Below are 11,743 nucleotides of genomic sequence, written 5' to 3'. Positions count from 1 at the left end.
TCAGCTTTCAGGTAGGGGAAAAGGATGCGCGAGCAGCAGCGCGCGGCCGCTGGCCAGCGCGATTTCCAGCCGGCCCTTGACCTCGTTGGAAATGGTCAGCGACGAGCCGAAGGCAACCTCGACATGGGCGAGCGGCCATTTGGCGCCGGTGACTGTCAGGCCGACGAGATCCGAAAAGCCGAGCACCGAAAACAGCGTACCGTCGACATAATCGAAGCCAGTCTTTCCAGGCAGCAAAGGAATGCCTTCCTGTGCGCCGCTGGTCAAAAGCACTTCCGTTCCGCCTTCCGCCAGCCGGACGCTGAGCGCCAAATGCAGGAAGATGTGGTCGGTGCGTTTGCCGCCGAAGGCGCCTGCGAGCACAAGGCTGGTCGCACCGCGTTCGAGCGCGGCGGCGATAGCGAGTTCACCGTCGGTCTTGTCCTTTTCGGCGGGAAACACCTGCCGTGGCACGGCGGCCAGATCCTCCGGCAAATCGGCAGGCACGGAATCGAAATCGCCGACCCAGAGTTCCGGCATCAGGCCCAGCATACGGGCATGGCCGATACCGGCATCGGCAGCGATGACGCGGGAGCCTTCGACCTGGCGGTCGAGCAGCGGCGTGCGGATAAGATCGCCGCCAAGCAGGATGGTGAATGTGCTCATATCTCGTGGCCCTTACCAGCCCTGCCCCGGAAACGGAAGATGAAACGGCAGACGAAACGGAAGGCTGGGCTTTGGATGCCCGGCAAACTTCCGCTTGCGCAGCACTTCGGCCGGGCCTATGTGTCGCATCGCTCTAACGGGGTGCCGGACGCGATCTTCGCGGACCGGCTGAGAGGCAAGACTGCCAACCCGCTGAACCTGATCCGGTTTGTACCGGCGGAGGGATTAGACGTTTCGGACAGCCCGACGCCTCAATTCCTTTCAACGCGAACGAAGGAGGCGCCGATGCGCAGTTTTTTCCACTCTCTTGCCTCGATTATCCTGCTTGCGGCATCCGCGCTTGCCCTACCGGGGCAGGCATCGGCACAGGATAAGCTGACCGTCTATACCTATGAAAGCTTCACCGCCGATTGGGGTCCGGGACCGGCGGTGAAGAAGGCCTTCGAGGCCGAGTGCACCTGCGTCGTCGAATTCGTCTCGGTCGCCGACGGCGTGGCACTGCTCAACCGTGTGAAGCTGGAAGGGGCCGCGACCAAGGCCGATATCGTGCTTGGCCTCGATACCAATTTGACGGCGGACGCCAAGGCAACCGGCCTGTTTTCGCCGCATGGCGCCGTGACGGACGTCAGTGTGCCGGGTGGCTGGAGCGACGATATCTTCGTGCCGTTCGACTATGGCTATTTCGCTATCGTCTACGATAGCGAAAAACTGAAGAGCCCGCCGAAGAGCCTCAGGGAATTGGTCGAGGGCGATGCCGGCGACAAAATCGTCATCCAGGATCCACGCACCTCGACGCCGGGCCTTGGCCTGCTGTTGTGGGTCAAGTCGGTCTATGGCGACAAGGCGCCGGAAGCCTGGGCCAAACTCAAGGCAAAGGTGCTGACGGTGACGCCGGGCTGGAGCGAGGCCTACGGCCTGTTCACCAAGGGTGAGGCGCCGATGGTGCTGTCCTATACCACTTCGCCAGCCTACCACATGGTTGCCGAAAACACCTCGCGCTACCAGGCGGCGTCCTTCGAGGAAGGCGAATATCTGCAGATCGAGGTCGCTGGGATCACCACCAAGGGCGCGAAGAACCCGCTGGCGGAAAAGTTCATCGCCTTTATGACCGGGCCGAAATTCCAGGACGTCATTCCCGAAACCAACTGGATGTTCCCGGCCGGCAAAACCGACAAGCCGCTCAATCCGGCGTTCGACAAGCTCGTCAAACCGACCAAAACCTTGCTGTTCAGCTCGGAAGAGGTCGCCGCAAATCGCAAGGCCTGGGTCGACGAGTGGCTGGCGGTGATGAGCAAGTAGCTCTGATAGAAAGATGATCGCCCTACGGCGCCCCCCTCTGTCCTGCCGGACATCTCCCCCACAAGGAGGGAGATTGGCCGTCATGCCGGCTTTCGCCAATCTCCGACATTGCCGGAATGAGCGGAGCGCTGAACCTGCCAATCTCTCCCCATGTGGGGGAGATGTCCGGCAGGACAGAGGGGCGCGCGGAGGAACGCAATCCTCGCTAAGAATCTCGAATCTGGTGGTCTAGCGTGCAACGCGCGCCATCATCGGATACCCGCGTCACCGCCGGTATCGTCGCGCTCGCCGCCATCGCGCTGCTGATCGGCGGGGCATTCGCCGGGCTCGTCGTCGAAGCCATGCGCGACCTGTCGGGCGCCGCCTCCGCCTTTGATTCCTATCTCCTCCGTGTTGCCCGCTTCACGCTCTGGCAGGCTCTGTTGTCGACCCTGCTCTCCGTCGCACCGGCGCTGTTCGTCGCGCGCGCGCTGTCGCGGCATCCACAGTTTTTCGGGCGAGGCTTTGTCCTGCAGCTTTTCGCCGTGCCGCTGGCGCTGCCGGCCATTGTTGCCGCACTCGGTGTCTTGGCACTCTATGGCCGCGCCGGGTATTTCGCCGGCTTGCTCGGTGCGATTGGCGGCCAGAACTGGCCCGGCATCTATGGCCTATCGGGTATTCTCGTCGCCCACGTCTTTTTCAACCTGCCGCTGGCAACGCGACTGTTCCTGGAAGCGTTGCAGACGGTGCCGGCTAACCAATGGCGGCTGGCGAGCCAGCTTGGCATGGGTGCTGCGCCGGCCTTCCGGCTGATCGAATGGCCGGCGTTGCGTGCGGCCCTGCCGGGCGTTGCCGGGCTCGTTTTCATGCTGTGCATCACCTCCTTCACCATCGTGCTTACGCTCGGCGGCGGGCCGCGCGCGACGACGCTGGAGGTTGCCATATACCAGGCGCTGCGTTTCGACTTCGACCCGGCGCGGGCGGTGACGCTGACCTTGTTGCAGATTGCCCTGACCTTCGTCGTCGTGCTGGCACTAACGCGGCTTGGCGCCAATATGACCGGCGACGCCAATCTGCCGGTAGCCCCGCGCCGGTATTTTTCAGCCGGTGCGGCCGAGACCGTGCTGAACGCACTGGTGATCGGGCTGGCACTGCTGTTTGTCGCCGGACCGATGGCGGCTACGCTGTCGGCCGGGCTTGGCGCCGATCTCGGCCGCCTGGCCGGCGAGAGCGCGGTGCGGCAAGCGACGGCGACCAGTGCCGTGCTCTCCCTGCTATCGGCGCTGCTCTCCTTGGCGTTGTCGCTGTCGCTGGTTATGGCGCGCCGGGCGCTGGCGCTCACCCGGCGGACCGGCAGGCGGACGCTGCTCGAACACCTGGCCGACACCGGTGCGGGGTTCGTCCTGGTGGTGCCGCCCATCGTCATCGGTGCCGGCTGGTTCCTGCTCCTGCGCAGCGTCAGCGATGTCTTTGCGATCGCCCCTGTCATGGTGGTTGTGGTCAATGCGGTGATGGCGATGCCGTTCGCCATCCGCGCCATCCGCCCCGCCTATGACGCGGCGAGCGAACGCCACGAACGGCTCTGTGCACAGCTTGGCATCTCGGGCTGGAACCGGTTGCGTCTGGTCGACTGGCCGTCGCTGCGGCGGCCGCTCGCCACCGGCTTCGCCTTCGCCATGGCGCTGTCGCTCGGTGATCTCGGCGTCATTGCGCTGTTCGGCAGCGATTCCGTGCAGACCTTGCCCTATCTGTTGCTGGCGCGCATGGGCAGCTACCGCACCGAGGATGCGGCCGGCCTGGCGCTGCTGCTCGGCCTTGTCTGCCTGGCGCTTGTGCTGACCGCGGACTGGCTGGGAAGGAGGGAGAAATCATGATGCCGATCAGCCCGGAACGGTCGATTTCGGTCGAAAAAGGCGCGGCCGTGCGGCTCGATAATGTCTCGTTCAGCTATGGTGAAACGCCGCTTATATTCGATGTCGATTTCCCGGCGTCGGAAATCACCGCCATCATGGGGCCGAGCGGTTCGGGAAAGTCGACGCTGCTCAATCTGGTGGCCGGTTTCGAGGCGCCGCGGTCAGGCCGCGTGCTCATCGGCGGCGCCGACGTCAGCACTGCGCCGCCATCAGCGCGGCCGGTATCGATGGTGTTCCAGGAAAACAACCTGTTTGCCCATCTGTCCCTCGAGCAGAATGTCGGGCTCGGCCGCTCGCCTTCGCTCAGGCTGAGCGAGGCTGACCGCGCCGCAATCGCCGCAGCGCTGAAGCGCGTCGGCCTTGCCGGCAAGGAAAGCCGGCTGCCGCGCGAACTCTCCGGCGGTGAGCGGCAGCGCGTCGCGCTCGCTCGGGTCCTGGTGCGCGACCGGCCGGTGTTGTTGCTCGACGAGCCGTTCGCTTCGCTCGGACCGGCACTGCGCGACGACATGCTCGACCTGGTCGCCGACGTCCATTCGGAGCAGCGCATGACGGTGCTATTCGTCACGCACCAGCCGGACGATGCGCGCCGTATCGGGCAAAACATGGTTTTCCTGGATGGTGGCACGGTTGCCGCGACGGGCACTGCGGCCGATTTTTTCGTCGGGGCTGGACCGGAGGCATTCCGACGCTATATCGGCTCGGGTCCGTTTGCGGCTGGATCACGAGATGTTGCCCGGAAGCGGACATAATTTATGGTCAAACCGGCGGAAGGCGAAGCGGCGCTTGCTTGCCATGGTCGAGGTAGTGTGGCTAGGTCCGCCAGGAGCTGGTCCGGCTTAGACCGTGATTTGCCCTTGCTGCCTCGTATCTGTCGGACGCCGTAGCACTTGATTTTGCGCGTGATGCTTTCCGGAAATCGCGCCCGATTTTCGCGGTCACGTGCCAGGACTTGAAAGGAAGCCGATCTGCCGACCGGCATCGACAATCGGAGGGTGAAACCGCTGGCGCGCTTTCTGGCGCTGGCCGGTCTTGCCGTGGCGCTGGCAAGCTGCCAGATGTTCACGCCTCCCGACGTGCAGGAATCAGGCTTTCAGCCCTCAGACAAGCCGATCACGGTCGACAACGTCGCCGCCAACGGCAAGCTCGCCCAACTGGCGAAGGCGCAGCACCCGCGCATCCTCGCCACCTATGGCGGAGAATATTCCGACCCCAAGCTCGAGCGCATGGTGGCCAAGATCGTCGGCAGACTGACCGTAGTGTCGGCCAACCCGACCCAGACCTACCGCATCACCATCCTCAACTCGCCCAACGTCAATGCCTTCGCGCTGCCGGGCGGCTATCTCTACATCACCCGGGGCCTGCTTGCCTTGGCCAACGATTCAGCCGAGCTTGCCGCCGTCATTGCGCATGAAATGGGCCATGTTACGGCCAATCACGGCCTGCAGCGCCAGCAGCTGGAAGCCGAAGAGGGGTTGGCGACCAAGGTCGTTTCGGATGTGCTCGGCGACAACCCGACGGCCAAGGCGGCGCTGATCCGCGGCAAGCTGAGGCTGGCCCAGTTCTCGCGCAATCAGGAGCTGGAGGCCGACGCCATCGGCATCAAATCGATCGGCGAAGCCGGTTTCGATCCCTACGCTGCCGGCCGCTTCTTGCAGTCGATGTCGGCCTATACCGATTTCCGCTCGATCAGCGGCGCCACCGACGCCAGCCTCGACTTCCTGGCGACGCACCCCAACACGCCGCAGCGTATCGACCTCGCGCAGCGCCACGCCCGCCAGTTCGGCGCGCCCGGTGTCGGGTCGCGCGATCGCGATTCATTCCTTTCCGGCGTAGACGGGCTGCTTTACGGCGACACACCGGAGGAAGGCTATGTGCGCGGCGAAACTTTCCTGCATCCTGGCCTCGGCGTGTCGTTCTCGGTGCCCAACGGCTTCATCATCGACAATTCGGCAGCGGCGGTGACGGCGACAGGCCCGGGCGACATCGCGATCCGCTTCGACGGCGTTTCGATCGACAAGGGCCGCTCGCTGACCGACTACATCCGCAGCGGCTGGGTTGCCGGCCTCGACGACAGCAGCGTGCGCCAGGAAACGATCAACGGCAACGAAGCGGCAACCGCGCATGCCGGCGCCGATGGCTGGCAATTCGATATTGCGGTGATCCGCGCCGGCGGCCAGGTCTACCGCTTGCTGACCGCGGCGCCTTCGGCCAGCACCTCGCTGAGCACGGTGGCGCGCTCGGTCAGCGGCTCGTTCCGCATCCTGAGTGCTGCCGAGAAGGCGGCGTTGAAGCCGCTGCGTATCCGCATCGTCACGGTGCAGCCCGGCCAGACAATGGGCTCCCTGGCCGCACAGATGGTCGGCGTCGACCGCAAGCTGGATTTGTTCAGGGTGCTCAACGCGCTGTCGCCGGGTGCCGCCGTTTCGGCCGGCGACAAGGTCAAGATCGTCACCGACAAATAGCAGCCGACGCGATTCAGGCTGCGAGAAATTCCGGGTTCTGCTTCACCAGCGCCGCCTTGAGCTTTTCCATGGCGCGCGCCTCGATCTGCCGGACACGTTCCTTGGAGATGCCGAGCGTCTCGCCGAGCGCTTCGAGCGTCGCGCCCTCGTCGCTCAGCCGGCGCTCCTCGATAATCCTGAGTTCTCGCGCATTGAGCGCGCCGAGCGCCGTCTTCAGCCAGACAGAGCGGCGTTCGACATCGATCGTGTCGCCGACGACCTCGTCGGGCAGCGGGTCATCCGAAACCAGGAACTCCATCCGCTCGGTTGCGCCCGCATCGTCGGCAAGCGGCGTGTTGAGCGAGCTGTCGGGTGCCGAAAGGCGGGAATCCATCATCGCCACATCGGCCTCGGAAACGCCGAGAGCCGCCGACACTTCGCGGTAAAGCGTGGCATTCGACGTCTGCTCGGCGCCGTTTGCCAGGCGGGCGCGTAGGCGCCGCAGGTTGAAGAACAGCGCCTTTTGCGCCGAGCTGGTGCCGCCGCGCACGATCGACCAGTTGCGCAGGATATAATCCTGCATCGAGGCGCGGATCCACCATGTCGCATAGGTCGAGAACCGCACCTCGCGCTCGGGCTCGAAACGGGCCGCGGCCTCCAGCAGCCCGACATGGCCTTCCTGGATCAGATCGCCCAGGGGAAGGCCGTAGTGGCGGAACCGCGACGCCATAGAAATGACCAGCCGCATATGGGCGACGGTGATGCGGTGCAGCGCGTGCTGGTCATTGTTCTCCTTCCAGCGCAGCGCCAGGAGATGCTCTTCGTCGCGCTCCAGGTAAGGGGCTTTCATCGCCGCGCGAACCATGGTCCGTCCTGCACTGTCTTGCATCATGCCGCGCTCCTGCTTCAGGCGTTGCGGTGCGATCGCTGAATCGTGAGTTGGCGCCGATGGTTGAAATGGCGGCGCCGCGCCCTACAACAGCCAAGAACGTGCGATGCGGGGGAATGTTCCCCCGGACTGTCATGCCGATTGCGCTGTTCCAGGCGATTCGCCATCGGCCTTGACTCAGCCGGGTGCCGCCGGGAGGTGTTGGTTGAGAATGGGATTTCAAGGGCGCGAGATTTTTGAAATTTAGTTTCTTATTTTGGCATCGCGCATCTGTCATTTTCCGGCACTCGCAACGACGCCGGACATCGGCCAAGGACGGGATCACAGAAAAATGAAATGGCTCAAATCGCTCATTATCGCCGGAACGCTGCAGGTTCTGGCAATCGCCGCCGGTCATGCCGGCGCCAATCTCGACCAGATCAAGCAGTCCGGCGTCTTCAAGGTCGGCACGGAAGGAACCTATGCGCCCTTCACCTATCATGATGCTTCCGGCGCGCTGGTCGGCTTCGACGTCGAGATCGCCCGGGCCATCGCCGAGCGCCTCGGCGTCAAAGCCCAGTTCCTCGAAGGCAAATGGGACGGGCTGATCGCCGGTCTCGACGCCAACCGCTACGATGCCGTCATCAACGAGGTCGGCATCACCCAGGCGCGCAAGGCCAAATATGATTTCTCCGATCCTTACATCGCCTCCAAGGCGGTGCTGATCGTGCGCGGCGACAACACCGACATCAAGGGTTTCGCCGATCTCAAGGGCAAGAAGGCGGCGCAGTCGCTGACCTCGAATTTCGGCAAGCTGGCTGAAACCAATGGCGCCGAGCTCGTCGGCACCGACGGCTTCGACCAGTCGATCCAGCTTCTTCTCACCGGCCGCGCCGACGCCACCATCAACGACAGCCTGTCCTTCCTCGACTTCAAGAAGCACAAGCCCGACGCCAATGTGAAGATTGCCGCGCAGGAAGAAAACGCCGACTATTCCGGCGTCATCGTGCGCAAGGGCGATCCGGAACTGGTGGCCGCCATCAATAAGGCGCTGGCCGACATCAAGGCCGACGGTACCTACCAGAAAATCGCCGATACCTATTTCGGCCAGGACGTTTCGAAGTAAACGGCTTTTCTCGCGTGGGCCGAATGCCGGCCCGCGTCGTTCATGTCGCGGCGAGCTGTCTTTGACGGCCCGCCGCTTTCGCGTGATATGAGCGACGGCAATCTGGCAAGGAGGAGGCTTCGTGCCGCACTGGCTGCAATTGATGCTGGAATCCCTGCCTACGCTGCTGTGGGCTGCACTGATCTTCACCGTGCCGTTGACGCTGCTGTCGTTTGCATTCGGTCTTGTCCTCGGCCTGGTCGTGGCGCTTGTCCGGCTGTTCGGTCCCAAACCGCTGGTCGCCGTGGTCCGCTTCTATGTCTGGATCTTCCGCGGCACGCCGCTTCTCGTGCAACTGTTCCTTATCTTCTACGGCCTGCCATCGGTCGGCATCCTGCTCGACGCTTTTCCGGCAGCACTGATCGGCTTTACCTTGAACATCGGCGCATATTCGTCGGAAATCATCCGCGCCGTCATTGGTTCGGTGCCGAAGGGCCAGTGGGAAGCGGCCTATTCGATCGGCATGACCTGGGCCCAGGCAATGCGGCGCACCATTCTTCCACAGGCGGGGCGCGTCGCCGTGCCGCCGCTGTCCAACACCTTCATCTCACTGGTCAAGGATACATCGCTCGCCGCCGCCATTACCGTGCCCGAGATGTTCCAGGCGGCGCAGCGCATTGTCGCCACCACCTATGAGCCGCTGATCCTCTATGTCGAGGCAGCGGCTCTCTACCTGGTCATGAGCTCCGTGCTGTCGGCCTTGCAGGCCCGATTGGAAACGCGGCTTAACCGCTATGGTGGCTTCCTGGAGGCGCGCGCATGATCGGCCTCACCAACATCGAAAAGCGTTTCGGCGACAATTTGGTGCTGAAGGGTGTGACCGTCACCATCGAGGAAGGTAGCGTCACCGCGCTTGTCGGGCCATCGGGCGGCGGGAAAAGTACGCTTTTGCGCTGCATCAACCTGCTCGAGCTGCCGACTTCAGGCACGGTGCGAATCGGCGACGATGCACTCGAATTCCACCCCGGCGGCAGGGTCTCGACCAGGGATATCCAGCGGCTGCGGCTGCAGACCGGCATGGTGTTCCAGAATTTCCAGCTGTTTCCGCATCGCACCGCGATCGAGAACATCATGGAGGGGCTGGTGACGGTGCTGAAATGGCCCAAGGAAAGGGCGCGCGAACGGGCGCTCGCCCTGCTCGAAAAGGTCGGCATGGCGCACAAGGCCGACGCCTGGCCGGCGACGCTGTCAGGCGGCCAGCAGCAGCGCGTGGCGATTGCCCGGGCGCTGGCGCCGTCGCCGAAAGTGCTGCTCTGCGACGAGCCGACCTCTGCACTCGATCCGGAACTGGCGCAAGAGGTGGTCGACGTGCTCGGCAAGCTCGCCAGCGAGGGCACGACCATGGTGATGGCGACGCATGATCTGAGGCTCGCCTCCAAGATCGCGCGGGAAGTGGTGTTCCTCGATGCCGGCAACATCGTCGAACAAGGGCCGGCCGCGGTGCTGTTCAGCAACCCGGAGCGCCAGCGGACCAAGCGGTTCATCGCGACGCTGAAGCAGGAGGCGGAAAGGGAGGGCGGTGGCGAAGGTTAGCAATGCATTCGCCGGTCAGCCAAAACAAAAAACCCGGCGCGAGGCCGGGTTTTTCTGAATTTGAAGGCGAAAAAGCTCAGGCAGCCTCTTCCTGCTCGGCTTCCTCGTTGTCGGCCTTGGCGCCGCGCTTCGGGCCCTTGTTGAGGTTCACCTCGATAAGGCGCACCGCTTCGGTCTCCGACATGCGGTTGACGGCCGCGATCTCGCGGGCCATGCGGTCGAGGGCCGCCTCGTAGAGCTGGCGCTCGGAATAGGACTGCTCCGGCTGGTTGTCAGCGCGATAGAGGTCGCGCACCACTTCCGAGATCGAGATCAGATCGCCGGAGTTGATCTTGGCATCATATTCCTGGGCGCGGCGCGACCACATGGTGCGCTTGACGCGGGCGCGGCCCTGCACGACCTTCAGCGCGCGCTCGACATAATCCTCTTCCGATAGCTTGCGCATGCCGATCGAGGTCGCCTTGGCGACTGGCACCTTGAGGCGCATCTTGTCCTTCTGGAAGTCGATGACGAACAGTTCCAGCTTGTGGCCCGCGACTTCCTGCTCATCGATCGAGACGATCTGGCCGACACCATGTGCCGGATAGACGATGTACTCGCCGGTCTTGAAACCGTGGCGCGCTGCGGTGGACTTCTTCTGCGGGGTGATCGTTGCCATTACGCCCTGAACTCCTTGTTGTGGTACCGGCATCGTGCCGGCCCGAACTCGTGCGACCGGGGTGACCGGTCCTTAGCCACACAACGATGAACTCACCGGAAGGCCAGGACCGGCAAATCGCAACATTGCGACCGCCTGCCCCAGATCGCTCTGGTCCGGATTGAGAAATTCACCTTTCAGTGATTTGGGGCGTTTGCGCCATAAATCGACGTTGTGTCACCGGCATGTTGGGTTGATATAACACAAAAAGTCGGAAGAATCAAGGTTTTGCTGCACGCGCGAAGGCCATGCGCCATCGCCGCCTGTCAAGGCAGTTAATGTATCACGTCTGTTACGCCGCGTCAGGCTGCCGCAATCAGCGCTCTCGTTAATCGCCTTCGCCGGGCTCCGGGGAGAAATATTTCTCGAATTTGCCAGCTTCCCCGTCGAAGGATTTGGCGTCGGCCGGGGGCTCCTTCTTGGCGGTGATGTTGGGCCATTTATCGGCATATTCGGTGTTGATCTGCAGCCATTTGTCGAGGCCCGACTCGGTGTCGGGCTTGATCGCGTCGGCCGGGCATTCCGGTTCGCAGACGCCGCAGTCGATGCACTCGTCCGGGTGGATGACGAGCATGTTCTCACCTTCGTAGAAACAGTCGACCGGACAGACCTCGATGCAGTCCATGTATTTGCATTTTATGCAATTGTCGGTCACGACATAGGTCATTGGTCGGCTCCGGGACGTCCCATTTTGTTGGGCTTTTTTGGTGAGGTAACGCCTTTGTCCGCCGCTGGCAAGGGCAGCCCTTGCCAGCGGTGCCGGGGTTTCCGGAATGGAATTCCAGAGGCCCGGCAAAGCGGAAGTTCGACCTTGCTCAATCGTCGCCGAGCAGGTGGTCGGTCTGGCGGCGTTCCTTCTTCGTCGGGCGACCGCTGCCGGCCTCGCGCAACGGCGGCACCGCATCCGGAAGCGCCTCGCCCTTGGGCGCGGGGGGCGGCGACATGTCCTCGTAAAGCAGGCGGGCTTCTTCGGCCGGGCCGCGCCGTGCGCCGGTGCCAAGGACTTTCCAGACGAAGATCCGCCGCTCGAGCGTGATGGTCAAAACGTCACCCGGCCGGACCGTATCGGATGCCTGCGCTGCTTTGTCGCGATTGATGCGGACGCGTCCGGTGACGACCAGCTTGGCTGCCAGCGTGCGTGATTTTACCGCGCGCGAGAAGAACAGCCACTTGTCGATGCGCTGGCGGGCATCAGTGACCATC

The 11,743-nt window shown here is 63.4% G+C and carries 12 protein-coding genes and 1 riboswitch; of the genes, 7 read left to right on the top strand and 5 right to left on the bottom strand.

The genetic code is table 11. The annotated features are described in order from the left end of the window. Complete coding sequence (locus tag NKH91_RS07105; RefSeq protein WP_352847123.1) at positions 1-645, bottom strand: thiamine diphosphokinase; 645 nt, start codon at positions 643-645, stop codon at positions 1-3. A gap of 127 nt (positions 646-772) precedes the next feature. Beyond that, positions 773-887, top strand: a riboswitch (TPP riboswitch). Positions 888-930: 43 nt separating this feature from the next. On the opposite strand from NKH91_RS07105, the gene thiB reads away from it, so the two are divergent. From thiB to NKH91_RS07085, 4 genes are all read left to right on the top strand, one after another. Continuing rightward, positions 931-1,944 (top strand): thiamine ABC transporter substrate binding subunit, encoded by a 1,014-nt coding sequence (thiB, locus tag NKH91_RS07100; protein WP_352847126.1) that lies wholly within the window; start codon positions 931-933, stop codon positions 1,942-1,944. 233 nt (positions 1,945-2,177) lie between these two features. Beyond that, a complete protein-coding gene (gene thiP, locus NKH91_RS07095; RefSeq protein WP_352847129.1) occupies positions 2,178-3,797 on the top strand; it encodes a thiamine/thiamine pyrophosphate ABC transporter permease in 1,620 nt (539 codons plus the stop codon). Beyond that, complete coding sequence (gene thiQ / locus NKH91_RS07090; RefSeq protein ID WP_352847131.1) at positions 3,794-4,585, top strand: thiamine ABC transporter ATP-binding protein; 792 nt, start codon at positions 3,794-3,796, stop codon at positions 4,583-4,585. Before thiP ends, thiQ begins: the two co-directional genes overlap by 4 nt. A gap of 243 nt (positions 4,586-4,828) precedes the next feature. Continuing rightward, positions 4,829-6,298, top strand: a complete 1,470-nt coding sequence (locus tag NKH91_RS07085; protein WP_023721023.1) for a M48 family metalloprotease — start codon at positions 4,829-4,831, stop codon at positions 6,296-6,298. A gap of 13 nt (positions 6,299-6,311) precedes the next feature. Here NKH91_RS07085 and NKH91_RS07080 read toward each other — a convergent pair whose 3' ends face one another. Continuing rightward, positions 6,312-7,169 carry an RNA polymerase factor sigma-32 gene (locus NKH91_RS07080; protein ID WP_031194549.1) on the bottom strand — a complete coding sequence of 286 codons (858 nt, stop codon included), beginning with the start codon at positions 7,167-7,169 and terminating at the stop codon, positions 6,312-6,314. A 328-nt stretch (positions 7,170-7,497) separates the two neighbouring features. On the opposite strand from NKH91_RS07080, the gene NKH91_RS07075 reads away from it, so the two are divergent. From NKH91_RS07075 to NKH91_RS07065, 3 genes are all read left to right on the top strand, one after another. After that, positions 7,498-8,271 carry an amino acid ABC transporter substrate-binding protein gene (locus NKH91_RS07075; RefSeq protein ID WP_352847134.1) on the top strand — a complete coding sequence of 258 codons (774 nt, stop codon included), beginning with the start codon at positions 7,498-7,500 and terminating at the stop codon, positions 8,269-8,271. A gap of 121 nt (positions 8,272-8,392) precedes the next feature. Beyond that, positions 8,393-9,073: an ABC transporter permease subunit gene (locus tag NKH91_RS07070; RefSeq protein ID WP_023721020.1), complete on the top strand. Its 681-nt coding sequence runs from the start codon at positions 8,393-8,395 to the stop codon at positions 9,071-9,073. Next, a complete protein-coding gene (locus NKH91_RS07065) occupies positions 9,070-9,843 on the top strand; it encodes an amino acid ABC transporter ATP-binding protein (protein ID WP_023721019.1) in 774 nt (257 codons plus the stop codon). Before NKH91_RS07070 ends, NKH91_RS07065 begins: the two co-directional genes overlap by 4 nt. Positions 9,844-9,919: 76 nt before the next feature. Here NKH91_RS07065 and NKH91_RS07060 read toward each other — a convergent pair whose 3' ends face one another. The 3 genes from NKH91_RS07060 to NKH91_RS07050 form a co-directional block, all read right to left on the bottom strand. Continuing rightward, complete coding sequence (locus NKH91_RS07060; RefSeq protein ID WP_006327799.1) at positions 9,920-10,501, bottom strand: CarD family transcriptional regulator; 582 nt, start codon at positions 10,499-10,501, stop codon at positions 9,920-9,922. Between the two features lie 367 nt (positions 10,502-10,868). Then, positions 10,869-11,207, bottom strand: coding sequence for a ferredoxin FdxA (gene fdxA / locus NKH91_RS07055; RefSeq protein ID WP_023721018.1), 339 nt, complete (start codon positions 11,205-11,207; stop codon positions 10,869-10,871). A 148-nt stretch (positions 11,208-11,355) separates the two neighbouring features. Further along, a complete protein-coding gene (locus NKH91_RS07050; protein WP_023721017.1) occupies positions 11,356-11,742 on the bottom strand; it encodes an RNA-binding S4 domain-containing protein in 387 nt (128 codons plus the stop codon). Position 11,743: the final 1 nt, after the last annotated feature.

It is taken from the genome of Mesorhizobium sp. M0894 (assembly GCF_040319725.1).
Taxonomy (GTDB): domain Bacteria; phylum Pseudomonadota; class Alphaproteobacteria; order Rhizobiales; family Rhizobiaceae; genus Mesorhizobium.
The sequence above is the reverse complement of the archived record's forward strand: the minus strand, read 5'-3'. Positions and strand labels throughout refer to the sequence as shown.

Coding starts and splice junctions, on each gene's coding strand:
- thiB (WP_352847126.1), top strand. CDS start 931: ATGCGCAGTTTTTTCCACTCTCTTGCCTCGATTATCCTGCTTGCGGCA.
- NKH91_RS07065 (WP_023721019.1), top strand. CDS start 9,070: ATGATCGGCCTCACCAACATCGAAAAGCGTTTCGGCGACAATTTGGTG.
- NKH91_RS07105 (WP_352847123.1), bottom strand. CDS start 645: ATGAGCACATTCACCATCCTGCTTGGCGGCGATCTTATCCGCACGCCG.
- thiQ (WP_352847131.1), top strand. CDS start 3,794: ATGATGCCGATCAGCCCGGAACGGTCGATTTCGGTCGAAAAAGGCGCG.
- NKH91_RS07075 (WP_352847134.1), top strand. CDS start 7,498: ATGAAATGGCTCAAATCGCTCATTATCGCCGGAACGCTGCAGGTTCTG.
- NKH91_RS07050 (WP_023721017.1), bottom strand. CDS start 11,742: ATGGTCACTGATGCCCGCCAGCGCATCGACAAGTGGCTGTTCTTCTCG.
- fdxA (WP_023721018.1), bottom strand. CDS start 11,207: ATGACCTATGTCGTGACCGACAATTGCATAAAATGCAAATACATGGAC.
- NKH91_RS07060 (WP_006327799.1), bottom strand. CDS start 10,501: ATGGCAACGATCACCCCGCAGAAGAAGTCCACCGCAGCGCGCCACGGT.
- NKH91_RS07080 (WP_031194549.1), bottom strand. CDS start 7,169: ATGATGCAAGACAGTGCAGGACGGACCATGGTTCGCGCGGCGATGAAA.